Source organism: Nocardia sp. NPDC050717 (genome assembly GCF_040654275.1).
GTDB lineage: Bacteria > Actinomycetota > Actinomycetes > Mycobacteriales > Mycobacteriaceae > Nocardia.
Genome location: NZ_JBFAHR010000001.1, coordinates 270,826 through 295,109 on the forward strand (window position 1 = coordinate 270,826; position 24,284 = coordinate 295,109).

27 protein-coding genes are annotated in these 24,284 nt (G+C 70.8%); 15 read left to right on the top strand and 12 right to left on the bottom strand.

Going from position 1 to position 24,284, the window contains the following annotated elements:
- A complete protein-coding gene (purU, locus tag AB0H56_RS01355) occupies window positions 1–891 on the top strand; it encodes a formyltetrahydrofolate deformylase (RefSeq protein WP_357156041.1) in 891 nt (296 codons plus the stop codon).
- A gap of 2 nt (window positions 892–893) precedes the next feature.
- Here the strand turns inward: purU and AB0H56_RS01360 are convergent, their stop codons facing one another.
- Window positions 894–1,421, bottom strand: coding sequence for an N-acetyltransferase (locus tag AB0H56_RS01360; RefSeq protein ID WP_357156042.1), 528 nt, complete (start codon window positions 1,419–1,421; stop codon window positions 894–896).
- Window positions 1,422–1,558: 137 nt separating this feature from the next.
- Between AB0H56_RS01360 and deoC the strand changes: the two genes are divergently transcribed.
- On the top strand, window positions 1,559–2,227 hold the full coding sequence (deoC, locus tag AB0H56_RS01365) for a deoxyribose-phosphate aldolase (RefSeq protein ID WP_357156044.1): 669 nt from the start codon (window positions 1,559–1,561) through the stop codon (window positions 2,225–2,227).
- 5 nt (window positions 2,228–2,232) lie between these two features.
- Here deoC and AB0H56_RS01370 read toward each other — a convergent pair whose 3' ends face one another.
- Complete coding sequence (locus tag AB0H56_RS01370) at window positions 2,233–2,970, bottom strand: DUF2993 domain-containing protein (RefSeq protein ID WP_357156045.1); 738 nt, start codon at window positions 2,968–2,970, stop codon at window positions 2,233–2,235.
- 105 nt (window positions 2,971–3,075) lie between these two features.
- Here AB0H56_RS01370 and AB0H56_RS01375 point away from each other — a divergent pair, with 105 nt between their 5' ends.
- Window positions 3,076–3,684 (top strand): hypothetical protein, encoded by a 609-nt coding sequence (locus tag AB0H56_RS01375; RefSeq protein WP_357156047.1) that lies wholly within the window; start codon window positions 3,076–3,078, stop codon window positions 3,682–3,684.
- Here AB0H56_RS01375 and AB0H56_RS01380 read toward each other — a convergent pair.
- The 3 genes from AB0H56_RS01380 to AB0H56_RS01390 all read right to left on the bottom strand — a co-directional run bounded on the left by AB0H56_RS01380 (window position 3,670) and on the right by AB0H56_RS01390 (window position 5,582).
- Window positions 3,670–4,476 carry a class I SAM-dependent methyltransferase gene (locus tag AB0H56_RS01380; RefSeq protein WP_357156048.1) on the bottom strand — a complete coding sequence of 269 codons (807 nt, stop codon included), beginning with the start codon at window positions 4,474–4,476 and terminating at the stop codon, window positions 3,670–3,672. The genes AB0H56_RS01375 and AB0H56_RS01380 overlap by 15 nt on opposite strands.
- A 9-nt stretch (window positions 4,477–4,485) precedes the next feature.
- Entirely contained in the window at window positions 4,486–5,013 is a 528-nt protein-coding gene (locus tag AB0H56_RS01385) for a DUF2505 domain-containing protein (protein ID WP_357156050.1), read from the bottom strand.
- Between the two features lie 83 nt (window positions 5,014–5,096).
- Window positions 5,097–5,582, bottom strand: a complete 486-nt coding sequence (locus AB0H56_RS01390; protein WP_357156051.1) for a DUF2505 domain-containing protein — start codon at window positions 5,580–5,582, stop codon at window positions 5,097–5,099.
- Between the two features lie 40 nt (window positions 5,583–5,622).
- Here AB0H56_RS01390 and AB0H56_RS01395 point away from each other — a divergent pair, with 40 nt between their 5' ends.
- Together AB0H56_RS01395 and AB0H56_RS01400 are read left to right on the top strand one after the other, a co-directional pair.
- Complete coding sequence (locus AB0H56_RS01395) at window positions 5,623–6,714, top strand: UDP-N-acetylmuramate dehydrogenase (RefSeq protein WP_357157786.1); 1,092 nt, start codon at window positions 5,623–5,625, stop codon at window positions 6,712–6,714.
- A 476-nt stretch (window positions 6,715–7,190) separates the two neighbouring features.
- Entirely contained in the window at window positions 7,191–8,360 is a 1,170-nt protein-coding gene (locus AB0H56_RS01400; RefSeq protein WP_357156053.1) for an Ig-like domain-containing protein, read from the top strand.
- 176 nt (window positions 8,361–8,536) lie between these two features.
- Here AB0H56_RS01400 and AB0H56_RS01405 read toward each other — a convergent pair whose 3' ends face one another.
- Window positions 8,537–9,895, bottom strand: coding sequence for an MFS transporter (locus AB0H56_RS01405; RefSeq protein ID WP_357156054.1), 1,359 nt, complete (start codon window positions 9,893–9,895; stop codon window positions 8,537–8,539).
- Window positions 9,896–10,073: 178 nt separating this feature from the next.
- Here AB0H56_RS01405 and AB0H56_RS01410 point away from each other — a divergent pair, with 178 nt between their 5' ends.
- Together AB0H56_RS01410 and AB0H56_RS01415 are read left to right on the top strand one after the other, a co-directional pair.
- Window positions 10,074–10,667, top strand: a complete 594-nt coding sequence (locus AB0H56_RS01410) for an NAD(P)H-dependent oxidoreductase (protein WP_357156056.1) — start codon at window positions 10,074–10,076, stop codon at window positions 10,665–10,667.
- Window positions 10,668–10,672: 5 nt separating this feature from the next.
- On the top strand, window positions 10,673–12,112 hold the full coding sequence (locus AB0H56_RS01415; RefSeq protein ID WP_357156057.1) for a DHA2 family efflux MFS transporter permease subunit: 1,440 nt from the start codon (window positions 10,673–10,675) through the stop codon (window positions 12,110–12,112).
- Here AB0H56_RS01415 and AB0H56_RS01420 read toward each other — a convergent pair.
- From AB0H56_RS01420 to AB0H56_RS01430, 3 genes are all read right to left on the bottom strand, one after another.
- Complete coding sequence (locus AB0H56_RS01420; protein WP_357156058.1) at window positions 12,063–12,284, bottom strand: DUF1737 domain-containing protein; 222 nt, start codon at window positions 12,282–12,284, stop codon at window positions 12,063–12,065. The genes AB0H56_RS01415 and AB0H56_RS01420 overlap by 50 nt on opposite strands.
- 15 nt (window positions 12,285–12,299) lie before the next feature.
- Window positions 12,300–12,737: a large conductance mechanosensitive channel protein MscL gene (gene mscL, locus AB0H56_RS01425; RefSeq protein WP_357157789.1), complete on the bottom strand. Its 438-nt coding sequence runs from the start codon at window positions 12,735–12,737 to the stop codon at window positions 12,300–12,302.
- A gap of 218 nt (window positions 12,738–12,955) precedes the next feature.
- A complete protein-coding gene (locus AB0H56_RS01430) occupies window positions 12,956–13,690 on the bottom strand; it encodes an SDR family NAD(P)-dependent oxidoreductase (protein WP_357156060.1) in 735 nt (244 codons plus the stop codon).
- An 81-nt stretch (window positions 13,691–13,771) separates the two neighbouring features.
- Here AB0H56_RS01430 and AB0H56_RS01435 point away from each other — a divergent pair, with 81 nt between their 5' ends.
- The 4 genes from AB0H56_RS01435 (at window position 13,772) to AB0H56_RS01450 (ending at window position 17,813) form a co-directional block, all read left to right on the top strand.
- Window positions 13,772–14,596: an alpha/beta hydrolase gene (locus AB0H56_RS01435; protein ID WP_357156061.1), complete on the top strand. Its 825-nt coding sequence runs from the start codon at window positions 13,772–13,774 to the stop codon at window positions 14,594–14,596.
- A gap of 238 nt (window positions 14,597–14,834) precedes the next feature.
- The gene (locus tag AB0H56_RS01440; protein WP_357156062.1) at window positions 14,835–15,830 is read left to right on the top strand and encodes an alpha/beta hydrolase family protein; all 996 of its coding nucleotides are present in this window, start codon (window positions 14,835–14,837) and stop codon (window positions 15,828–15,830) included.
- Window positions 15,831–15,963: 133 nt separating this feature from the next.
- The gene (gene mshA / locus AB0H56_RS01445; RefSeq protein ID WP_357157792.1) at window positions 15,964–17,322 is read left to right on the top strand and encodes a D-inositol-3-phosphate glycosyltransferase; all 1,359 of its coding nucleotides are present in this window, start codon (window positions 15,964–15,966) and stop codon (window positions 17,320–17,322) included.
- The gene (locus AB0H56_RS01450; RefSeq protein ID WP_357156064.1) at window positions 17,319–17,813 is read left to right on the top strand and encodes a YbjN domain-containing protein; all 495 of its coding nucleotides are present in this window, start codon (window positions 17,319–17,321) and stop codon (window positions 17,811–17,813) included. The genes mshA and AB0H56_RS01450 overlap by 4 nt, the downstream gene beginning before the upstream one ends.
- Before the next feature lie 139 nt (window positions 17,814–17,952).
- Here AB0H56_RS01450 and AB0H56_RS01455 read toward each other — a convergent pair whose 3' ends face one another.
- Complete coding sequence (locus AB0H56_RS01455; protein WP_357156065.1) at window positions 17,953–19,128, bottom strand: lipase family protein; 1,176 nt, start codon at window positions 19,126–19,128, stop codon at window positions 17,953–17,955.
- A gap of 184 nt (window positions 19,129–19,312) precedes the next feature.
- Between AB0H56_RS01455 and AB0H56_RS01460 the strand changes: the two genes are divergently transcribed.
- The gene (locus tag AB0H56_RS01460; RefSeq protein ID WP_357156067.1) at window positions 19,313–20,209 is read left to right on the top strand and encodes an ROK family protein; all 897 of its coding nucleotides are present in this window, start codon (window positions 19,313–19,315) and stop codon (window positions 20,207–20,209) included.
- Between the two features lie 117 nt (window positions 20,210–20,326).
- Entirely contained in the window at window positions 20,327–21,064 is a 738-nt protein-coding gene (locus AB0H56_RS01465; RefSeq protein WP_110039168.1) for a phosphoglyceromutase, read from the top strand.
- Between the two features lie 52 nt (window positions 21,065–21,116).
- Here the strand turns inward: AB0H56_RS01465 and AB0H56_RS01470 are convergent, their stop codons facing one another.
- Window positions 21,117–21,428: a hypothetical protein gene (locus AB0H56_RS01470; RefSeq protein ID WP_357156068.1), complete on the bottom strand. Its 312-nt coding sequence runs from the start codon at window positions 21,426–21,428 to the stop codon at window positions 21,117–21,119.
- 139 nt (window positions 21,429–21,567) lie between these two features.
- On the opposite strand from AB0H56_RS01470, the gene AB0H56_RS01475 reads away from it, so the two are divergent.
- On the top strand, window positions 21,568–21,915 hold the full coding sequence (locus tag AB0H56_RS01475) for a DoxX family protein (RefSeq protein WP_357156070.1): 348 nt from the start codon (window positions 21,568–21,570) through the stop codon (window positions 21,913–21,915).
- A 125-nt stretch (window positions 21,916–22,040) separates the two neighbouring features.
- Window positions 22,041–22,790: a class I SAM-dependent methyltransferase gene (locus tag AB0H56_RS01480; RefSeq protein WP_357156071.1), complete on the top strand. Its 750-nt coding sequence runs from the start codon at window positions 22,041–22,043 to the stop codon at window positions 22,788–22,790.
- Here the strand turns inward: AB0H56_RS01480 and AB0H56_RS01485 are convergent.
- Window positions 22,751–24,190 (bottom strand): MFS transporter, encoded by a 1,440-nt coding sequence (locus AB0H56_RS01485; protein ID WP_357156072.1) that lies wholly within the window; start codon window positions 24,188–24,190, stop codon window positions 22,751–22,753. The genes AB0H56_RS01480 and AB0H56_RS01485 overlap by 40 nt on opposite strands.
- Window positions 24,191–24,284: the final 94 nt, after the last annotated feature.

The window sequence follows — 24,284 nt, forward strand, 5'->3', positions numbered from 1 at the left end:
ATGAGTTCCGCCCCGTTGACCTCGGATGACCGCCGGTTCGTGCTGACGCTCGGCTGCCCGGACCGGCCCGGCATCATCGCCAGGATCTCCTCGTTCATCGCCGATTTCGGCGGCTCGATCGTGGAGGCCGGATACCACTCCGACGGCGACACCGGCTGGTTCTTCACCCGGCAGGCGGTGAAGGCCTCGACGGTGCCGTTCGGCATCGACGAGCTGCGCTCCCGCTTCGCCGAGGTCGCCGCCGAATTCGGCCCGGAGACCGACTGGCAGCTGCACGACTCCGGCGCCCCGCGCCGGGCAGTGCTGCTGGTGAGCAAGGACGGGCACTGCCTGCACGACCTGCTCGGGCGCGCGGCGGCGGGCGAGCTGCCCGCCACCATCGAGGCCGTCATCGGCAATCACCCCGACCTGGCCGGGATGACCGAGGCGCACGGCGTGAAGTTCCACTACGTGCCGTTCCCGAAGGACCCGGCCGAACGTGGGCCCGCCTTCGCCCAGGTGCGCGAGCTGGTCGACGCCCACGATCCGCACGCCGTGGTCCTGGCCCGCTTCATGCAGGTGCTGCCCGCCGAGCTGTGCGAGCACTGGGCGGGCCGGGCCATCAACATCCACCACAGCTTCCTGCCCTCGTTCGTCGGCGCCCGCCCGTACCACCAGGCCTACGCGCGCGGCGTGAAGCTGATCGGCGCGACCTGTCACTACGTCACCGCCGAGCTGGACGCGGGACCGATCCTGGAGCAGGACGTGATCCGCGTGGATCACGCCGACGACGTGCGCGACATGGTGCGCCAGGGCCGCGACATCGAGCGCGTGGTGCTGGCCCGTGGCCTGCGCTGGCACCTCGAGGGCCGCATCCTCGTGCACGGCCGCCGCACGGTCGTCTTCGAGTAGCGCTACAGGTCGTAGAACGGCGTGGGATAGCGGAACTCGCCGGTGACGGCCGGGTCGTAGGCCGTCAACGCGCGGACCTGGAAGAACTCGGCCCACTCGGCCTGGTCCGGCACGATGCCGAGCCGGGCGCCCGGCACGAACCCGAAGCGGGAGTAGTACTCGGGGCTGCCCACCAGCCCCACCACCGATTCGTCCAGCGCGTCGGCGGCGCCGAGCGCCGCGTGCATCAGGGCCGAGCCGACACCGGTCTTCTGATGGTCCGGGTCGACCCCGAGTGGCCCGAGCGCCAGCACCGGGAACGGTCCGATGCCTGCTCTGGTGAGGCAGAGATGGCCGACGACGGTGTCGTATTCGAGCGCAACCAGCGACAGGGTCGGCATCCACGACTCGTCGGTGCGCAGCGTCTCGACCAGCGCCGGTTCCGGCGGCTCGGTGACGGCGGGGTCCTCGGCGTAGTGCGGGGCGAAGGCGGCTCGGTGGATCGCGGCGATCGCCGCGGCGTCCGCTGGGGTCTCGCGACGGATCAGCACAATCGTCTCCGTGTCTGTGGCGGCGGTCGGCGAACCACCATGCATAAGTCTCCCGGATATGGGTAGGGCGGCGCAACGATGATTCGGCGGCGGCCTGCGCGTCGGCGGGCGGCGCGCGGTGTGTCATGCTCGGGACCATGACCGTCTCGACGCCGCTGACCCGGGCCGATGTGGCCGCCATGATCGACCACACCCTGCTGGCCCCCGAGGCCACCCCGGCCGAGATCGAGGCCTTGATCGCGGAGGCGCGCCGGCTCGGCGTGTACGCGATCTGCGTGTCGCCGTCGATGCTGCCGGTGCGCGCGCCGGGTCTGGTCGTCGCGACCGTCGCCGGGTTCCCGTCGGGCAAGCACCACTCGCTGGTGAAGGGCGCCGAGGCCCGCCTTGCCGTCGATCAGGGCGCCGCCGAGGTCGACATGGTGATCGACGTGGGCGCCGCGCTGGCCGGCGACTTCAACGCCGTGCTCACCGAGGTCATCACGGTGCGCGAGGCCGTCGAGGACCGGGCGGTGCTCAAGGTGATCATCGAATCGGCCGCGCTCACCGACGAGGCGATCGTCGGCGCGTGCCGGGCCGCCGAACAGGGCGGCGCCGATTTCGTGAAGACCTCCACCGGTTTCCATCCGGCGGGCGGGGCCAGCGTGCACGCGGTGGCGCTGATGGCCAAGACTGTCGGCGGGCGGCTCGGGGTCAAGGCCAGCGGCGGCATCCGCACCGCCGAGGACGCCGCGGCGATGATCGAGGCTGGCGCCACCCGGCTCGGGCTCTCGAAGTCCGCGGCCGTGCTCGACGGCTTCGCCGAGTAGCCGCATCAGCAGGTGAGCTCGGCCTGCCGGCCCGTGGTGTCGGTGGTCTCCAGCGGGGTCTTGCCGCCTTCGAGCCGGACGATCACGCCGTCGTCGGTGACTTCGACCTCCTGCGCGCGCAGGCCGAGCGGGTAGCTCTGCAGGCTCTGGGTGAAGGTCTCCACGATGCCCTGCACCAGGTCGGTGGGCAGGCCGATGCCGAGCAGCTGCGCCGACTTGGTCTCCACGACCACATTGCCGCCGCGCACCATCGGCTGCACCTGCAGCTGCGCCAGCCCGCCGATCACGTCGAGGGTGAGCACGTCGCTGCCCGCCGAGGACTGCACGCCGCTGACCATGCCGCCCAGCGTCTGCTGGATACCGGCGTTGTTCCAGGTGACCTCGGCCGAGGAGCTGCCGATGGTGCCGCCGCCGCGCCCACGGTCGACCAGTTCGATGTCCTCGAACTCGGCGCGCACGTCCATGCCGACGGCGGGACCGAACTCGTTGTTCTCGCTCTCGATGCGCACCGAGCCGACCTTGCCGTCGACATAGGTGAGCAGCATCGGCTTCGGGCCGAAGCTCACGTCGATGCTCGAGCCCATCTGCTGCTCGAAGGAGCTGCTGATGCAGCGCGAGATCTGGTGGCGGGCATAGGCTTCGGTGCTCACGATCGCGGCCACGAGTAGCACGGCGACCACGACCACGGCGATCACCAGCGTGCGCCGACCGACCTTCGGGCGTTGGGGCGTCTGCGTGCTCATGGGTTCGGATTCTTCCGCACGTTTCTGTGTCTGCTCTGAGGACGGAATGAAAGCCGTCGCAGCAAAGTGTGACCTGACGCACTTTCGGCGGCGTAGCCTGAATCCATGACTGGCGAGGGTGTGCGCCGGGTGCAGGGGTCGGCGGACCATCGGTGGCGGGTGCTGCAGCGGCTCGCCGGCAGGCACGCGGGGTTCTTCACGACCCGTCAGGTGTTGCGGACCGGCTGCGAACCGCAGGTCAGGGCCGCGCTGGGGGACGGATCGGTGACCAGGGCCGGGGTCGGGATGATGCGGCTGGCCCGGTGGCGGGCCGGTCCGCTCGACGAGTACGCGATGTGGGCGGCCTGGTTCGACGGTGCCGCGGCGGTGTCGTATCAGAGCGCCGCCGAGCTGCACGGGATCGGCAGGCTGGCGCCGCGGTTCCTGCACCTGTCGGTCTCGGCGGGGCGCCCGCCGGTGACGCCGCGGCTGGTGCTCACCCGGCGCAGACTCGGCGGGCCCGATGTGGAATCGGCGGGACCGTTCCTGGTCACCACGCCGGTGCGGACGGTGCTCGATCTGGCCGAGGCCGAGATCTCGCAGTCGGCGCTGGACGAGGTGGTCGCCGACGCCGTCGCCATCCACCGCTGCGACACCGACGAGATCTGGTGGGGCGGACAGCAACTCGCCCCGCGCGCGGCCGAGCGCGTGCGCCGGGCGCTAACCGGCGTCTGACCAGCCGTTCGGCGCCACCACCCGCCACGGCACCGACAGCACGCAGTCGCGCATCCGGCGCCGGTACTCGCGCACCGGGAAACCGTTGGCGCGCAACATCTGCGCCGCGCCCCGCCAGCGCACCCGCGGCCCGAACGGCGCCAGCGCGGCCGAGCGGTCCCACGCGCGGTCGGCGGCGGTGAGCAGCGCGTGCACGCGCTCGCCCGGAATGTTGCGGTGGATCAACACCTTCGGAAGGCGCTCGGCGATGTCGGAGGGACGCTCGACGGTGAACGGATCCCAGGCCAGGGTCAGCGAGAGCGGGCGCTGCCGGTCCAGCAGCACCCAGGCGCAGCGGCGGCCGAGCTCGTCGCAGGTGCCGTCGACCAGCAGTCCGCCGGGGGCGAGATTGGCCTGGATGCGTGACCACGCGCCGGGCACCGCGTCCTCCGGGTACTGGCGCAGCACGTTGAACGCGCGGACCAGCACCGGGTGCAGCCCGGCCAGTTCGAAGCCGCCACGGGCGAAGCGCACACCGTCGCGGCCGTCGACGACTCTGGCCGGGTCGATCTCCAGGCCGACCACCCGCAGGTCGGGGCGCACGGTGCGCAGGCGGGCGGCGAGTTCGAAGGTGGTCCACGGCGCGGCGCCGTAGCCGAGGTCGACCACCAGCGGATCGGCGGCCTCGCGCAGGCGCGTGGTCACCAGCTCGTCATGGGTGAGCCAGCGGTCGCTGCGGCGCAGCCGGTTGACACCGGTCGTGCCACGGGTGATCGTGCCGACCGGGGTCTCGCGGCCGGCCCGAGGTTCCACCGCGCCGGGTCAGACGGTCTTCTTCGCGGCGGCTTCCTCGAGCCACCGCAGGGTCTCCTCCTGCTCGGCCCGGAACAGGTCGACCAGGTTCACCAGCATCAGCTGCTCGAGCCGGGGGCCGACCATCGGGATGAACACCTTGGCGGTCGGGGAGAAGCGCATGGTGGCGCCGGTCTCGGTGGGGAACAGGCGGATGGTGCCGTTGAGGCTGCCCGGCCCGGCCGGGATGGAGGCGGAGAAGCGGCCCTCGGTCTCGTCGTGGGCGAAGCGGCCCCACCTCTCCTTACGGGTGATGACCATGTCCTTGCGCATCACCGTCTGGGCGATCTCGGGCAGCATCTCCCGCGGCAGGGTGTGGGCCAGCACGACATCGATGCCGTCGTCGGTCACCTCGTGGCTGATCACCTCGTTGTGCGGGGCGTACTTCCGCATCTCGGCGACGCGCGCTTCCCAGTAATCCCTGCTCCGCAGCGCCGCGTAGAGCTCTTCGGTGGTGTGCAGCGGATACCGGGCGGAGTAGTCAAGTCGACGTGCCATGAGCGAACAGTGTATTTGGAGCGCTGGCGCGCTCGAGTCGGCGGCCCCTCCTCGAGGTCGGGCCGTGGGTCGGGAACGCGGTATCAGTGCGCCGCGAGCCACTGGTCGGTGAAGGTGGCCTCGTTGCCGAGCAGCTCGAGCAGGTGCTCGGAGATGGCGGCCTCGATCTTGCCGCCGAACAGCGGGATCTTCACCTCGATGGTGCCGCTGACGGTGGCGACCGAGCCGGTGCCCTCGTCGGTCATGGTGACGGTGGCGTTGACCTTGGCGGGCGCGCCGTCGACGTGCGCCTCCACGGTGCCGGTGGTGCCGCTGTAGGTCTCTGTGCGCGGAATGATCAGGTCACCGGGGCGCACGGCGGTGATGGCGGGCGGCAGCTGGTCGGCCGGGATGGACTGCACCATCTGCACGCGCACCGAGTCGGCGTCGGCGGCGAAGGAGTCGAGGCGGGCGCCGGGGCCGCCGACCTCTTCGATCCGAGCCTTCCAGTACTGCTCGTCGGCGAACGCCGCACGCACGGCCTCGACCGAATGGGAGTAGCGCGCCGTGAACGCCAGAGGTGTAGCCATGCGCGACACGCTACCGTCTCTACCCGTGCGTACAACACGGGTGGTGTCCTCCGATCAGCTGCATGACCTCCTCGCCGGGACCGGCGCGGTGGTGCGGGAATCGGTGCGTCTGGCCGAACTGACGACGCTGCGGGTCGGCGGGCCCGCGCTGGTCGCCGAATGCGGCAGCACCGAGGCGCTGATCGCCACGGTTTCGGCGCTGGACGCGGCGGATGTGCGGGTGTTGCTGATCGCGGGCGGGTCGAACCTGCTCATCGACGATGCCGGGTTCGACGGTGTCGTGGTGCGGGTGGCGAACACGGCCGTCGAGATCGGCGTCGACAGCGTGCACGCGGAAGCGGGCGCCGTGTGGGACGAGGTGGTCGCGGCGACCGTCGCCGCCGGTCTCGGCGGCCTGGAGTGCCTGTCCGGCATCCCCGGCTCGGCGGGGGCGACGCCGGTGCAGAACGTCGGCGCGTACGGCGTCGAGGTGGCCACGCTGCTGCGCCGGGTGCGGCTGCTCGACCGCGCGAGCGGCGAGGTGCGCTGGGCCGAACCGGCCGAACTCGGCTTCGGCTACCGGACCAGCGTGCTCAAGCACAGCGACGCCGCGGTGGTGCTCGCGGTCGAATTCGCGCTCGATCCCTCGGGGCAGAGCGCCCCGCTGCGCTACGGCGAGCTGGCCAGAGCGCTCGACGCCGCCGACGGCGAGACCCGTCCGGCCGCCGCGGTGCGGGCCGAGGTGCTGCGGCTGCGCGCGGGCAAGGGCATGGTGCTCGACCCCGCCGACCACGACACCTGGAGCGCGGGCTCGTTCTTCACCAACCCCGTGGTGAGCGCGGAGCGGCTGCCCGCCGTGCTCGCCGCCGTCACCGCGCACCTCGGCGAGGTGTCGGTGCCGACCTACCCCGCGCCCGACGGCACGAAGCTGTCGGCGGGCTGGTTGATCGAGCGGGCCGGGTTCGCGAAGGGCTTCCCCGGCGAGCAGGCCGCCGCGCGGCTCTCGACCAAGCACACCCTCGCCCTCACCAACCGCGGCGCGGCGAGCGCGACCGACATCGTCGAGCTGGCCCGCACGGTCCGCGCCGGTGTCGAGGAGCGGTTCGGCGTGCGGCTCGAACCGGAACCGGTGACCGTCGGCCTGACCCTGTGAGCCGGATCGGCCGGGCGGAGATCCCGGCGCCGAATGGCGGCGAGGTGGCGACACTGTTTGCGCTGAGTGCGGCTGCTCGACGGCGGCTCAGCGGCTCGGTCGGAACCAGCGCAGTGACAGTGAGCGCCCGCAAGACGCGTGAGTGGCGAGGTGCGCTCGTCGAAGCGGCCTGATTCGGCTTCGGCTACCGATCCGGCGTGGCACGGCGCGGCCGCGGTGGTGTTCGCACTCCGTCGGCGGCCCGCCGCACGGCGGCGCAGGGCACACGGCGGGGCCATTGCGGGGGACCGGTCCGGCGCTGTGAGCTGGGCAGTGGCGTGGGCAGGTCGGTTGCCCGGCGTACATTCGATGCCGTGAGCAAACTTTCGGTAACCACCTCGTTGCGTGCGCGCGGGGCGGCGGTAGGAGCTGTGCGGCGGCGGGTGTCCGCCGACGGGCGTGGCGTCGGTAATCGCCGCGGCCGGTCTGCGGTTGCGGTGATCTTGCTGGCAGTCCTCGTCGTGCTGACGGGCTGCACGATCGACCGCCCCGGCGGCGACGCCGAGCCCGCGGGCCCGGTGGCGCGGGTCGCCATCACCCCGGCGCCGGACGCGACCGAGGTCGCCCCCCGCGCTCCCGTCTCGGTGACGGTGAGCGACGGCCGGATCGACCAGATCGCGCTCACCAACGCCAACGGCAAACAGGTCACCGGCGAGTTCAGCCCCGATCGCGCGACCTACAAGATCACCGAGCCGCTCGGCTACGACGCGTCCTACACCTGGACCGGCACCGCCGTCGGCACCGACGGCAAGCCCGTGCCGATCGACGGCACCTTCACCACCCTGCGCCCGACTTCGACGACCCCGGCCACGCTCAACATCGGCGACGGCCAGGAGGTCGGCATCGCGGCGCCGATCATCCTGAAGTTCACCGGACCGGTGGCGAACAAGGCGGCGGTGGAGAAGGCGCTCACCGTCACCACCGACCCGCCGACCGAGGGCTCGTGGGCGTGGCTGCCCGACGACGGCGGGTCGCGGGCGCACTGGCGCCCGAAGAACTACTGGACGCCGGGCACCACCGTGCATGTCTCGGCCCCGCTGTACGGCGTCGACCTGGGCGGCGGCGCGTACGGCGACTCCGACCTCACCTCCGATTTCAGCATCGGCCGCAGCCAGATCGTGGTCGCGAACGCGCCGAGTCACCGGATGCAGGTCGTGCGGGACGGGGCGACGATCTTCGATTTCGCGGTCTCCTACGGCGAGGGCAACGAGCCGCGCAATGTCACCCGCTCGGGCGTGCACGTGGTCACCGAGAAGTACGAGGACTTCCTGATGTCGAATCCGCCGTACTACACCAATGTGCGCGAGCGCTGGGCCGTGCGCATCTCCAACAACGGCGAATTCATCCACGCCAACCCGGAATCGCTGTCCGCGCAGGGCGCGTCCAATGTCACCAACGGCTGCATCAACCTCTCCCCGTCCGATGCCCAGGCCTACTTCCCGACCGCGCTCTACGGCGACCCGGTCGAGGTCACCGGCACCTCCATCGAGCTCTCCCAGGCCGACGGCGACATCTACGACTGGGCCATCGACTGGCCCACCTGGCAGTCCATGTCGGCGCTGGCGGGTGCCACGACGCCGTCAGGGGCGGCGGCCGGTCCGCGCTAGTCCCTACGACCGGTCGCAGCGCCGCGGGTCGGGCTCGTGTGCCGACTTCGGCGGTCGGCCGGCGCGGTCGACGATTCACGACCACCGCATCGCGAGCCCCGGCGCCGTCGGTGGCGGGGCGTGGACAACCGAACGCCCCACACGGCGTGGACGTGTGGGGCGTTCGGTTGTGCCGATCAGACCAGGGCGGGGGTCCGGCTCGGCCAGCGGGGATGGTTGCGGTCGATGACGTAGGCGTGGGTGTGCTGGTAGAGGCCGGGGCCCACCTGGATCGCGTCGGCGAGGATGGCCGGGTCGACGCTGCCCAGTTCGTGCACGTGGGTGATCTCGGCGGGGTCCCGCCGCGGCCACAGCCGCACCGCCGCGACGACGCCGAGGCCGGCGATGACGGCCAGGGTGACCCAGGTGGTGGTGAAGCCCGCGGTGGTGGCCAGCCAGCCGGTGATCGGGTAGGTGATCAGCCAGGCCACGTGCGAGAGCGAGAACTGGGCGGCGAACAGGGCGGGCCGGTCCTCGGCGCGGGCCGAGCGGCGCAGCACCCGGCCGGTGGGGGTGAGCACCATGGCGGTGCCCGCACCGATGACGGTCCAGGTGGCGAGCGCGCCGGGCCAGCTCCAGGCGCCGGTGGGCGCGGTCGAGAGCGCGATCGCCGCGGCCAGGCCGAGCACCAGGACGGTGGCGCCGGTGAGCATCACCGAGCGCTCGTCGCGCCGGTCCAGGATCTTGGGCAGGGTCAGCGCGACGAACATGGTGCCGAGGCCGTTCGCGGCGAGTAGCACGGCGACGCCGGACTGGTTGCCGCCCAGCACATCCCGCGCGTAGTTGACGGTGTTGACCATGACCACCGAGCCGGCGGCGGCCACCACCAGGTTCAGGCCGAGCAGGCCGCGCAGTCGCGGGGTGGCGGCGAACAGGCGCAGTCCTGCGACCAGGCGTTCGCCGATGGCGCCGTCGCCAACGACCGCGTTCGGGATGCGCGCGGCCAGCACGAGCGCGACCGAGACCGCGAAACCGATGCCGGTGCCGACGAAGAGCCAGTGGAAGCTGAGCACGCTCAGTGCGAGGGCCGCCAGCATCGGGCTGAGCAGTGTCTCCATGGTCGCGGCGAGCTGGGCGGCGGAGAGCGCCTTCGTGTAGTCGCGTTCGTCGGGCAGGATGTCGGGCAGTACGGCCTGGTAGGTGGGGGTGTAGGCGGCCGAGGCGATCTGCAGCAGGGTGATCAGCACGTAGATCTGCCAGATCTGGTCGACGAAGGGCAGCGCGAGCACGATCGCGCCGCGGATTCCGTTGAGCGCCATCAGGAACTGCCTGCGCGGCAGCCGCCCGGCGTAGGCGCCCGCGATGGGGGCGACCGTCACGTAGGCGAGCATCTTCAGCGTCAGCGCGGTGCCGAGCACGATGGCCGCGTTCCCGCCGGCCAGCTCGTAGGCGAGCAGCCCCAGCGCGACGGTGGTGAGGCCGGTGCCGAACAGGGCCGCGACCTGGGCCGTGAACAGCAATCGGTAGTCACGGTGGGCGAACAGCGAGGTGGTCATGATGTCGGCCCTCCTGAGGCGAACTTTATCGCTTATCTGCGTATAGACGCAACTATATACCCCTAGGGGGTATTCCCGTCAAGCGGTCGATGGCGCCGACTTGACCTGAAGAATGGTTGAGGTAGCACCGTGGTGCGCAGCGGCGATCGAGGATCGCCACCGAAGCAAGGGGAAGCGCATGAGCGTCACGGTCGAGCACCGGAGCACCGAGGTCCGTCCGCTGCGGGTCGCCGTCGTCATCGGCAGCACCAGGGAGGGCCGCTTCGGCCCGACCGTCGCCGACTGGTTCATCCGCCAGGCGACACCGCGCGACGCGATCACCGTCGACATCGTCGACACCGGCACGGCCGAACTGCCGCACACGTTCGGCGCCCCCGCCCCCGCGGCGGCCGAGGCGACCGAAAAGCTCGCCGCGGCGGACGCTTTCGTCATCGTGACACCGGAGTACAACCACAGCTACCCGGGCTCGCTCAAGAACCTGATCGACAGCCACCACACCGAATGGCAGGCCAAACCGGTCGGCTTCGTCTCCTACGGCGGCATCTCCGGCGGGTTGCGCGCGGTCGAACACCTGCGCCCGGTCTTCGCCGAACTGCACGCGGTGACGGTGCGCGACTGCGTGGCCCTGCCCAACCCGTGGGGCAGATTCGACGACGCGGGCGCGCTGCGCGACGACTCCGCCGACACCGCCGCCGCGGCCCTGCTCGACCAGCTGATCTGGTGGGGCGAGGCGCTGCGCACCGCCCGCGCCGTCCGCCCGTACGGAAAGTGATCGCCGTGCTCACCCGGACACAGACTCCGCCGGTCACCACCCGGAACCCCATGCGCATCGCGCTGGTGCTGGTGGTCGGCATGATCATGGCGACCCTCGATCAGACGATCGTGAACGTCGCCATCAACAAGCTCTCGGTCGAATTCGACGCGGGCCTGAGCACGATCCAGTGGGTCGCCACCGGCTACTCGCTCGCCCTCGGCGCGGTGGTGCCGACCTCGGCCTGGCTGGTCGGCCGCTTCGGCGCGAAGCGGCTGTACCTGGCCGCGATCACGGCGTTCGCGTTCGGTTCGGTGCTGGCCGGGCTGGCCTGGAACATCGAGTCGCTCATCGCCTTTCGCCTGGTGCAGGGTGCCAGCGGCGGCCTGCTGATGCCCGTCGCCATGACGATCCTGCTGCGTGCGGCCGGACCGGAACGGCTGGGCCGGTTGATGAGCACGCTCGGGCTGGCGATCCTGGTCGGCCCACTGCTCGGCCCGGTGATCGGCGGCTACCTCATCGACGAGGTGTCGTGGCGGTGGATGTTCTTCCTGAACCTGCCGCTGGGCGCGCTGGTGCTGGTGCTGGCCGCGCGGGTGGTCCCCGACGACGCGCCGGAGCCGCCGCGCCCGCTCGACGTCGTCGGCCTGCTGCTCATGTCACCCGGGCTCGCGCTGGTGATCTACGGGGTGACGGCGGCGGGGGAGAGCGCGGGCTTCGCGACCCCGTCGGTGCTGGTGCCGCTGCTGGCAGGCGCCGGGCTCATCGTCGCCTTCGTGCTGCGTTCGCTGCGCACCCCGGTGCCGCTGCTGGACCTGCGGGTCCTCGGCAACCGGACCACAGGCATCTCGGCGGCACTGCTCGCGCTGTTCGCGAGCGGCTACTTCGGCTCGATGCTGTTGCTGCCGTTGTACTTCCAGGTGGTGCGCGGTGAATCCGCCCTGCTGGCGGGCGCGCTCGGCATTCCGTTCGCGCTGGCCTCCGGGGCGACCATGCAGGTGGCGGGCCGCTTGATCGACCGGATTCCGCCCGGTCGCTACCTGCCGGTCTCGATCACGGTGGCGCTCACCGGTTTCGTGTTGTTCGTGATCCAGCTCGACGCCGACGCGCCGTACTGGGCGCTGTGCCTGACCATGCTGCTGATGGGCGCGGGCGGCGGCGGCACGATGATGCCGGTGATCACCACAGCGACCCGTCCGCTGAGCCGCGAACAGCAGCCTGCCGGGTCGACGGTGCTGAACATGATCAGCACCACCGCCATGGCGATCGGCACCGCGGTGAGTTCGGTGACGCTGGGCGCCCTGCTCCCGGTGACGGGCGGGCTCCAGGCCCTGCACGGGTTGGACGCGGCGCAGCGCGCCGCGCTGGCCCCCGCCCTGGCCGAGGCCTTCCAGCACACCTACCTGATCGCGCCGGTCATGATCGCGCTGGCGATGATCCCGGCGCTGCTGTTGCCGCGGCGGTAGGCCAGAGCACGGCCTGGGCGACGATGACGTTCTCGCCGTTGAACGTGACGGCCGGGCCCTCGTGCAGCGTGTAGCCGAGGGCCAGTGCCGCGCTCACGCGGCGGCAGAACGTCTCGTCGTCCGGGCCGGTCAGCACGCGGTAGATCGGCAGGCCGTCGGGTGGTGTGCTCATACGGGCCAGTATCCGCTAGACCGACTCGGCGGCGCGTTCCTTGCTCAGCGTCTCGGCCTGCGCGGTGCTCAGGCCCTGCTGCTTGGCCAGCAGATCGCGGATCTCGATGAGCAGTTCGGTCTCGGTGGGCTCGGCGGCCTTGGTGGTGCCGAACTTGTTCTTCAGCGACTTCATCGGCAGCATCAGCACGAAGTACAGGACCGCCGCCACCATGAAGAAGTTGATGAACGCGGTGATGATCGGGCCGATCTGGATGAAGGTCGCCGGCTTGTCGGCGATCAGCTGGATGCCGAGGCCCAGCTCGTTGGTCGAGCCGAACACCGCGAGCAGCGGGTCGATGAGTCCCTTGGTGAACGAGCTGACGACGGCGGTGAACGCCGTGCCGATCACCACGGCGACCGCGAGGTCGACGACATTGCCTCGCATGAGGAAATCCTTGAACCCGCCGAACACGGACTTGATACTGCGCATCGGTGAACTACTCCTGAGACTGGCTATTGGCAAACGTGGTGATGCTATCGGCCGTCCCACCCGGTAGCGAATTATCGGCTACCTCGGTCGGTGGCTCGAACCGGCCACCGGCAGTATCAATTCCGCGCGCGGCGAGCGCCACCCGGACGTCGCGAGATCCCCGGATTCGGTTGTCCGCTCCGGGGATTGCCCGGCGCGGGTCAGGAGCGGCGCGCGAAGCTGCCCGGTCCGGCCTGGTCGCGGGGCTTGACCACGATCGTGTCCAGGTTCACGTGCGGCGGACGGCTGGCGACGAAACCGACGATCTCGGCGATGTCGGCGGCGTAGAGCGGATCGATGCCCTCGTACACCTTGGCGGCACGGTCGGCGTCACCGTCGAAGCGGACCAGCGAGAACTCCGTCTCCACCGCGCCCGGCGCGATCTCGGTGAGCCGCACCGGCTGACCGAGCAGCTCGTCGCGCAGGGTGCGGTGCAGCACCGCCTGGGCGTGCTTGGCCGAGGTGTAGCCGGAGCCGTTGGGGTAGGCGTGCATGGCGGCGATGGAGGTGACGGTGACGATCAGGCCGTCGCCGGAGGCGATCAGCTTGGGCAGCAGCGCCTTGGTGAGCCGCAGCGTGCCGAGCACGTTGGTCTCCCACATCCAGCGCCAGTCGTCGAGGTCGGCCTCGGCGACGGTGGCCAGGCCCTTGGCGCCGCCCGCGTTGTTCACCAGCACGTCGACGCGGTCGATGGCCTCGGTGAACGCGGCCACCGACTCCTCGGAGGTCACGTCGAGCTCCACGGCGGTGCCGCCGATCTCCTCGGCCAGGCGCTGGACCCGGTCGAACCGCCGGGCGCCCACGTACACGTGGTAGCCCTGCTTGGCGAGTTCCCTGGCGGTGGCTTCCCCGATGCCCGAGCTGGCTCCGGTGACGACAGCGATGCGAGTGCTCATGCGCACCGATCCTATTCGCCGCCGATTCGGCCTCGCCACGGCTCGGATCATCGTGAATCCGGCCGGCGCTAGCCTGTCGGCATGGCTATTCGTGACGCGGTCAGCGCTGAGGGAACCAGGATCGTCTACCGGGTGACCGGACCGGAGGACGGGCGGCCGCTGGTGCTGCTGCACGGCTGGGCAGGGAACCTGCGGTGCTGGGGCGCCGCCGCGGACGAGCTGGCCCAGCGCTACCGCGTGATCGCGGTCGATCTGCGCGGCCACGGCTATTCCGACGATCCCGGCGCGGGCTACGACGATCCGAAGGCCTGGGCCGCCGATGTCGCGGCCGTGCTCGCCGCCGAGCGCGTCGAGTCCGGCGCGGTCCTGCTCGGCTGGTCCTACGGCGGCATCGTCGCCACCGACTATCTCGCCACCGAGGGCACCGCGGCGATCGCGGGCGTCGTCTACTGCGGGGCGCCCGCCCACATCGGCAAGGATGTGCCCGGCGCCGCACCCGGTCCCGCCATGGCGAAGGCGATCCCCGGGGTCTTCGACGAGGCGGCAGGCCGCGCCGTCCGCGCGTTCGCCGTGTTCGGCAACGCCAACACCGGTCCGGGCGAGGACAAGGGCCCGGATGCCCAGCGCCTGTTCGGCGGCAGCCTCGCCACCGCGCCGTCGGTGCGCAAGGCCCTGTTCTATCGCACGGTCGACAACACCGAAACCCTGCGCGCCCTGGACATTCCGGTCCTCGTGCTGCACGGGACGGCGGATCCGGTTGTCCCGGTCGAGAACGGCCGCTACATCGTCGACAACGTTCCCGGCGCCCGCGCCTCCTACTGGGAAGGCGCCCAGCACGGCCTCTTCATCGAGGACCGCGCCCGCTTCGTCGCCGAGGTGGGCGCGTTCCTCGACGCGCTGGACTGAGCTGCGCTTTCGCGCCGAAAACGACCGGTCTATTTCGGTCGAATCAGAACATAATTAGTCGCCGAAGCCGGTGTGATATGACTGTGATTGTTCTCGAGAGCAACGAGCACAATTCACACAGGGCGGCCGAAAATCTTCTGGTAATTGTCACAATCTTTTCGTGAATACGTGTGTAGCGTGCGGGAATGCCGTTTGATGCGAAGGGAAGTGGGTTCGGCGTCGAGAGTGGAGTTCGATGATGTTCGGTCGGGCAGGTGGCGTTCGGATCGCGTTCCTGGCAGTCGCACTGCTGGTCGGCGCGGTGGTGGGAGCGCCATCGGCGAGCGCCGAACACGCGCGGATCGAAGATCAGCGCGTCGAGCCGGACAGCACCATCGATGTCGGCGTGTATTCACCGGCGATGGATATCGTCACCCGGGTGCGGGTGTTGCGGGCCGCCGATCCGGATTCTCCGGCGCCGACGCTGTATCTGCTGAACGGTGTCGGCGGCGGCAGCGACGGGAATTGGCTGGACCGCACCGATGTCGTCGAATTCTTCAAGAACAAGCAGGTGAACGTGGTGATCCCGTTCGGCGGCGCGGGTAGCTACTTCGCCGACTGGCGCGCCGTCGACCCGGTGCTCGGCAAACAGCGCTGGACCACGTTCCTCACCGAGGAACTGCCGCCGGTGATCGACGCCGAGTTCGGCGGCACCGGCGCGAACGCCATCGCGGGCCTGTCGATGGCGGGCACCTCGGTGTTCCAGCTCGCGCTCGCCGCGCCGGGCATGTACCGCGCGATCGGTTCCTACAGCGGCTGCGTGCGCACGAGTGACCCACGCGGACAAGCGATCGTGAGCGCGGTGGTGGGCAGCAGGCTCGGCAACGTGGCCAACATGTGGGGCCCGCCGAGCGATCCCGCGTGGTCGGCGCACGACCCCTATCTGCACGCCGAGGCATTCCGCGGCACCGAGGTGTACGTGTCCTCCGGCAACGGGATTCCGGGTCCGTACGACAATCTCGTGGCGGCGCAGGGCGATCCCGTCCAGCTCACCACCCAGTTGCTGTTCGGCGCCTCGCTCGAGGCCGTCACCGGGCTGTGTACCCGCCAGCTCAGCGACCGGCTGCAGTCGCTCGGCATCCCGGCGACGGTGGATCTGCGGCCCAACGGCACCCACTCGTGGGGCTACTGGGAGCAGGATCTGCACAAGTCGTGGCCGATGTTCGAGGCCGCCCTGGCGCGCGAACGGCAGTGACCGTGATGTCCGAAATTCGCTGGCGCCGCTCGCGCTGGTCCGGCAGGCTCGTCGTGAACTCACTCACGAATACCGTGTGACGACCGTCACCGATCCCGGTAGGGATGTCGGCGGCGGGGTCGCGGCGTGCACACTGGAGTGTGTGAGTCAGCGTCGCCCGGAAATTCTGCCCCACCGCATCGCGGTGCTGTCGGTGCATACCTCGCCGCTGGCGCAGCCCGGAACCGGAGACGCGGGCGGCATGAACGTCTATGTGCTGCAGACCGCCCTCGAGCTGGCCAAACGCGGCACCGAGGTGGAGATCTTCACGCGCGCGACGTCCTCGGATCTGCCGCCGGTGGCCGAGGCGGGGCCGGGCGTGCTGGTCCGCCACGTGGTCGCCGGGCCGTTCGAGGGACTGGACAAGAACGACCTGCCCACCCAGCTCTGTCCGTTCACCGCCGAGGTGCTGCGCCAGGAGGCGCGGCACCTGCCCGGCCACTACGACCTCGTGCACTCGCACTACTGGCTCTCCGGCCAGGTCGGCTGGCTGGCGCGCGACCGCTGGCGGGTGCCGCTGGTGCACACCGCGCACACGCTGGCCGCGGTGAAGAACGCCGCGCTGGCCGAGGGTGACGCCCCCGAACCCGAGACCAGGGTGATCGGCGAGAAGCAGGTGATCGCCGAGTCCGACCGGCTCGTCGCCAACACCGGTGACGAGGCCCGCCAGCTCGTCGACCTCTACGGTGCCGCCCCCGAGCGCATCGACGTGGTGCCGCCCGGCGCCGACCTGACCCGCTACCGGCCTGGCGACAAGCTCGCCGCTCGCGCCGAACTCGGCCTGCGCGCCGACGAGCAGATCGTCGCGTTCGTCGGCCGCATCCAGCCGCTCAAGGCGCCCGACGTGCTCGTCCGCGCCGCCGCCGAGCTGCTGCGCCGCGATCGAAGCCGCAGACTGCGCGTGCTGATCGTCGGCGGCCCCTCCGGCACCGGCCTGGCGCGGCCTGACGCGCTCATCGAGCTGGCCGCCGACCTCGGGATCACCGAGCAGGTCACCTTCCTGCCGCCGCAGCCCGCGGACCGGCTGGTCCAGGTGTATCGCGCGGCCGACGTGGTCGCCGTGCCCAGCTACAACGAATCCTTCGGCCTGGTCGCCATCGAGGCGCAGGCCAGCGGCACCCCGGTGCTCGCCGCCGATGTCGGCGGACTCGGCACGGCCGTGCGGCACCGCGAATCCGGTCTGCTGGTGCCGGGACACCGCACCCCCGACTGGGCCGACGCGCTCGCCGCGCTGCTCGACGACCCCGCGCGGCTGGCCCGGATGGGCGCCACCGCGGTCGAGCACGCGAGCCGGTTCTCCTGGGCGCACACCGCCGAGGGGCTGCTCGACAGCTACGCTGCCGCGATGGCCGGGTTCCGTGCCGAACGCGGCCGGATCGCCCTGCTCGCGGGGGAGACCAGTCAGGCCAGATCGCGGGCGCTGTGGCGGCGCCGGACAGGAGCACGCAGGTGAACGCCGTATCGCAGCTCATCGACGAGACCCTGCGCGATCGCGAGATCGAATACACCCGCCACGCCGAGGACACCTTCATCGTGGTGCTGCCCGGCGAGCGCAAGCTCAAGACGACGGTGATGCTCACCGTCGGCAAGCACGGTGTGCGCATCGAATCGTTCGTCTGCCGCAAGCCCGACGAGAACTTCGAGGGCGTCTACAAGTACCTGCTGCGCCGCAACCGGCGCCTCTACGGCGTGGCCTACACCCTCGACAACGTCGGCGACATCTACCTCGTCGGCCGCACCTCCGTCGAGTCGGTGACCCCCGACGAGCTCGACCGCGTCTTCGGCCAGATCCTCGAGGCCGTCGACACCGACTTCAACGTCCTGCTCGAACTCGGCTTCGCCGAATCCATCCGCAAGGAATGGAAGTGGCGGGTCTCCCGCGGCGAATCCCTCAAGAACCTGCGTGCCTTCGAGCACCTCATCGACGAAGACGACAAGGTCTGACGCCCGGTCGGAACACCACGATCGCCGGACCTCTCGCTCGTCCGCCGATCTTCCCACCTTCCACAACGCACCGCGCGTTTGCCCAGCGCTGTGGGTGGGTAGCCGGTGCCGGGCGAGGGAGCCCGGCACCGGGGTCAGGTCAGCAGTTCGAGGGGACCGGTTCGTTGCGGAAGCGGGACTCGACGTAGTTCCAGGCGTCGACGAAACCGGCGACGGCGGCCGTCATGTGCTCGGAGATCTCGATCGTCGACAGTTGCACCGGGGAACCGGCCGAGCACCAGTGGCCGATGGTCTCGGCGACCGGGCCGTACGGGGTCAGGGTGTCGTACTTGCCCTGCCAGATGTAGGTGGGCGCGGTGGGGGCACCCTGGTAGTGGACGATGCTGTTCTCCCGCAGCACGCCGCGCGCGACCTGGCTCGACATCAGGTCCTTGGAAGCGGCCATCTGCTCGGCGTTGCGGAAGATGCCGTGGAACAGCAGGAAGCGGCGGCACGCGTCCTTGGTGAATTCGCGGAACCACAGGCCGTTCTCGTTGAGCTGATCCGACACCGGCACCTGCTCGGGGTACTCGCGCTCGATGCCCATCGCGGCCGCGAAGGCCAGGCCGAAGCCGGGGTGCGGGGCGAAACCGAGGGCGTCGGCCATCAGCTCGAGATCGGCGGGGATGCCGCCGGAGACCACCGCGGCCAGCTTCAGGTCGGGTGCGTAGGTGGGCTGCAGCGCACCGGCCCACGCGGTGGCCATGCCGCCGCCGGAGTACCCGGCCAGCGCGACCGGCGAATTGCCGACACCCAGCTCGGCGACCTTCTGCACGGCGCGCACGCTGTCCAGGGTGACCATGCCGCTCATCTTTGCCGCGCCGTAGGCGACGGTCGGGCCGAGATAGTCGGGCACCGAGACGGCCCAGCCGCGCCCGATCGGCAGCATCGCGCCGGGCGCGTCCTGCAGCTCGCCGTTGAACAGCGACTTCGACGGATTGCACTGGGTGCCGATGGAGTTGATCAGCGCCTGGTACGACACCAGCGGCGGGTTCTTCACCCCGATCGGCAACAGCACCGTGGTGACGCCCATGATCGGGTTGCCCGCGGAGTTGGTGGAGCGGAACGCGACCTGCCAGCCCTCGGTACCGGGGTAGAGGACGGTGTCGATGCGCCGGCTCCGGACGACGTCACCGGGCGCGAGCGCGCCGATGTCGCTCGGGGCGTGGAAGAACGGGTCCGGATCCGGGGTCGGATACAGCGGGTTCGCGCCCGCCGGCGCGGCGAGGAAGCCCACCGACAGCAGACTCAACACCAGAACAACGAATTTCGACACAGCTATCCTTCATCAGAGTTGTGCTGCCCAACTGACAATCACCCGACCCGGGGTGAAGTATCCAACGAAAATGGGCCACGCGTACCACTCAGTACTCAAAGTGTCGAGTGCCACACTTTGTGAGACCTCACATCGGCGGACCCTGGGCTGGGCCGATGCCGCGAGCAGGGGAGGAGCAGCCGCGATGACGATGCTCGCGCTGGACATCGGAGCGACGAAATTCGCTGCGGGAGTGGTCGATCCGGACTACACCCTGCGCGGCGTGCGGCGCGTGCCCGCGGCGGCCGACGACCCGTGGGCGGCGTGCCGGGAGTTGCTGCGCGCTGTGGCGGCCGACAGCGCGGTGACCGCCGTCGGCATCGGCTCGGCCGGCCCGGTCGACGTGCCCGCGGGCAGCATCGCGCCGCTGAACCTGCCGCCGTGGCGCGATGGGTTCGCGATCGTCGAGCGGGTCCGCGACCTGTTCCCGGGGGCCGTGGTCGACCTGGCGATCGACGGCGCCTGCCTGGTACTGGCCGAGCATCGAATCGGCGGACTACGCGGGGTGGACAACGGGTTGGCGCTGACCGTGTCGTCGGGGGTCGGCGGCGGCATCATCGCCGACGGGCGGGTCGTGATGGGGCGTACCGGCAACGGCGGCCACATCGGCCACCTCGTGGTGCCCGGCGACGAGACGCCCTGCGGCTGCGGCGGATTCGGCTGCGTGGAGGCGGTGGCCAGCGGGATGTCGTCGGTGCGCTGGGCGCGGGCGCGGGGCTGGACCGGCGAGACCGGCATCGAACTGGCCGAGGCGGCACGACAGGGCGAGGCGGTGGCCGTCGCCGCGCTGGCCAGGGCGGGAACCGCACTCGGCCAGGCGGTCTCGTCGGCGGCCGCGCTGCTCGATGTGAACAAGGTCGTGATCGGCGGCGGCTTCGCGCATGCGGGCGAACCACTGTGGGGGCCGCTGCGCGCGGCCGTCGCCCGGCACGCGCGGCTGTCCTTCCTCGACGGTCTCACCGTGGGGCTGTCCACACTGACCGACGGCGCGACTCTGGTCGGTGCGGGCGTGCTCGCGCTCGAAGCCGCGGAGTCCCGATAACGGGCGAACCGGACGCCTCGCCCGGCTGCCGGGCGAGGACAACGGTCGGGGTCGTCGCCGCGCGGGTTCGGCGAGGTGGCGTCCCCGTGCGCGTGGCCCTGATGCCAGAATGACCCCATGACCTACACCCTCGTGCTGCTGCGCCACGGCGAGAGCGAATGGAATGCCCTCAATCTGTTCACCGGCTGGGTGGACGTCCACCTGACCGACAAGGGCATCGCCGAGGGCAAGCGGGCCGGCGAGCTGCTCGCCGAGCACGACGTACTGCCCGACATCGTCTACACCTCGCTGCTGCGTCGCGCGATCAGCACCGCGAACAACGCGCTCGACGCCGCCGACCGGCACTGGATCCCGGTCGTGCGCGACTGGCGCCTCAACGAGCGCCACTACGGCGACCTGCAGGGCAAGAACAAGGAGCAGGTCCGCGAGCAGTACGGCCAGGACCAGTTCATGCTGTGGCGGCGCAGCTACGACACCCCGCCGCCGCCGATCGCCGACGACAACGAGTACAGCCAGGAAGGCGACCCGCGCTACGCGGGCATCGAGGTCCCCAAGACCGAGTGCCTGAAGGATGTCGTCGCCCGGATGATCCCGTACTGGGAGAACACCATCGCCCCGGAGCTGAAGACCGGCAAGACCGTGCTGGTCGCCGCGCACGGCAACTCCCTGCGCGCGCTGGTGAAGCACCTCGACAACATCTCCGACGAGGACATCTCCGGCCTGAACATCCCCACCGGCATCCCGCTGCGCTACGAGCTCGACGAGAACCTGCGCCCGGTCAAGGCCGCCGAGTACCTGGACCCGGAGGCCGCCGCCGCGGGCGCCGCCGCCGTCGCGAACCAGGGCGGCAAGTAGTCGTTGCCGCAGTGCGGCCCCGCATCGTCACCGGCGGTGCGGGGCCGCACCGTCAGATCGACATGTGCGCGGCGAGCATGATGACGCCGTAGTAGACCGGCGCGACACCGACACCGGCCGTGAACAGGCTGTGCCTGGGGTCGCGGGGCTTCCCGTGTGTGCGGAGCACGTAGATCGACGCGCCGACCAGCCAGAGGGTCATCGCCAGGATCGGACCGTAGACCACGGCCCACATCGCCAACGGCCAGAGCGCGAACACGCCGGCGACCAGCAGAACGCACCCGGCCAGCAGACCCGCGGCCAACCAGCCGAGACCATGGAGCCATTGCCCCGGGGTGCAGCGCGAACGCTCGACAGTGGTCATGACTCCCACCCTTTCCGCCGGGTCCGAGCTCAGTGTATGCCGCCGACAGGGCCGCGAACCTGTGATGTCACACTCCCCGGCGCCACGTCGTCACCTCGGCAGAAGCCGCGAGAAGCGCGGCCGCCGAAGGAGACTCGTCATGCACACCGCCTACGTCATCGTCACCGTCGTCGCCGCGCTCTGGGTCGGCTTCTCGGCCGTTTCCCTGCTGCGCCGCGCCCCGTTCGTCGTCGACCCGCTGGTGGACTACGGCGTCCCGACGACCTGGTGGACCCCCCTCGGCCTCGCCAAGGCGGCCGGCGCCCTCGGCCTGCTCCTCGGCCTGTGGATCCCCGCCATCGGCGTAGCCGCCGCGATCGCCCTCATCCTGTACTTCACCGGCGCGGTGGTCACGGTCCTACGCGCCCGCTCCTACAAAACCGTCGCCTTCCCGATCCTCTACCTGACCCCGGTCGCCCTCGCCCTCGGCCTCGGATTCGCGGCCTGACCGCACCCCACCGAACCTCACGATCGCCGCCACCGCGATCCGGGGAGACCTGCCGTTGGTCACTGAAATGGCCGGCTCGCTCCTCCTCCCCGCAGGGAAGATGCGGCCTCTGGCAGGGTGGGGCCATGGGGTTCGAGGAGTTGGTGGAGGAGGCGGCCGCGGTGTCGGTGGCCGGGTGGGATTTCTCGTGGCTCGACGGGCGGGCGAGTGAGGCGCGGCCGTCGTGGGGGTATCAGCGGCTGCTCGGGGAGCGGTTGCGGGGTGTGGGGGCCGCCCTGGATCTGCAGACCGGTGGGGGTGAGGTGCTCGCGGGGGTGCCGGAGTTTCCGCCGACCATGGTCGCCACCGAATCGTGGCCGCCGAATGTCGCGGCCGCGACCGCGCTGCTGCATCCGCGCGGGGCCGTGGTGGTCGCGACGGCCGACGAGCCGCCGTTTCCCTTCGGCGACAACGCCTTCGACCTGGTGACCGCACGGCATCCGGCCACCATCTGGTGGGACGAGATCGCCCGGGTGCTGCGGCCGGGCGGTACCTATTTCGCCCAGCACGTCGGGCCCGCGAGCGTGTTCGAGCTGGTCGAATACTTCCTCGGGCCGCAACCGGAGGCCCGCCGTGGCAGGCACCCCGACGACGAGGCCGCCGCCGCGCGGGCCGCGGGCCTGACGATCGTCGACCTGCGAACCGAGCGGCTGCGGATGGAATTCGGCGACATCGGCGCCGTCGTCTACTTCCTGCGCAAGGTGATCTGGCTGGTCCCCGGCTTCACCGTCGACGCCTACCGGGACCGGCTCCGCGACCTGCACCGGCGCATCGAGTCGGACGGACCCTTCGTCGCCTACTCCTCGCGCACACTCATCGACGCCGTCAAATCCTGACGGCTCCGCGATGCGCCGTCGCTGCGGTGTGCGGATTCCGTTCCGGCGCCACGATTTTCGGGCGGGGTGCTCGGCATCGCCGCGCTGACCAGTCCGAGCACGCAGATCGCGGCGGCGATCACGAACGGGAGCGCCGCCGCGCCGCCGCTGTCTCGCTGGGTCAGCGCGACGCAGGCGACCGCCGCGGCGAGGGTGGCGCCGACCTGACGGGTGGCGTTGAGCACGCCGCCGACCGCGCCCGCGGCCGCGACACCGGCGTGGTCCACCGCGTACCCGACCAGCGCGGGCAGCGTCCAGGACACCCCGAGGCCACACGCCAGCAGTCCGAGACCGAGGACGATCGGCTGTTCCGCTCCCACGGTCGCGACGGCGACCAGGAGCAGGCCGGCCGGGAAGGCGACTAAGCCCATACGGATCGGCAGCAGCGGACCACGGGCGGCGACGAGCCGTCCGGTGACCAGGGGATTCAGCGCGACCAGCACTGTCATCGGCAGCAGCGTCAGGCCCGCTCGCTCGGCGGTCGTGTCGAGCAGCAGCGGAAGGGCGAAGATGACGGTCGTCAGGCCGTAGTTGACCGCCGCGCCCCATCCGAAGGCTTTCCACACGGCGCGCTGACGCCGCACGGCGGCCGGGACGATCGGTGCGGGCGAACCGCGCTCCGCCACGGCCGTGCCGCACCCGCATACCAGGGCGACGAGCCCGCACAGCGCGGCCGACGGCCAGCTCCCCTGACCTGCCTCGGTGATCGCGACAGTGGCCGTGGCCAGCGTCGCCGCCAGCCCGAGGTGCGGCAGCCAGGAGATCCGGCGGGCGTGGCGCGCGCTCACGATCGGGGTCCGGCACAGCAGGAGAACGAGGACTGCCACCGGGACGTTGACGACGAACACCGCGCGCCAGTCGTAGCGGACGATGAGGAACCCGCCGAGTACCGGACCGGCGGCCAGCGCCGCGCCGCTGATCGCCGCCCAGGCGCTGATGGCGCGCCCGCGCGCCCTCGGCTCGGCGTAGAGGGCGGCGATCAGGCCCAGCGAACTGGGCACGATCGCCGCGGCGAAGAGGCCGAGCAGCGCCCGGAACACGAGCAACGATCCCAGGCCGGGCGAGACGGCGCACCCGAGGGACGCGGCCGCGAAGCCGATCACGCCGACGAGGAAGACCGGGTAGGCACCGAGCCGGTCGGCGAGGCTGCCGCCGAGTACCAGCGCCGCCGCCAGCGTCATCGTGTAGATCGTGGTCGTCCAGCCGACGGCGACCACGCCGATCCGGAGCGAGGCCATCAGGCTCGGCTCGGCCACGGCGAGGGCCGTGATGTCGAGCAGCACCATGAAGTAGGCCAGCGAGATGCCGATCAGTTGTGCGGTCGGCCGACGACCGGCCGGGACGGATTGTTCCGCGGACATGAATCTCCTTGGCGCGGAGGGACGGGGACGCCCACAGATTCCGTCGCGAGCCGCCCGGACTCGACCGGGCCCGTCGAACAAGGTATTCGGAATG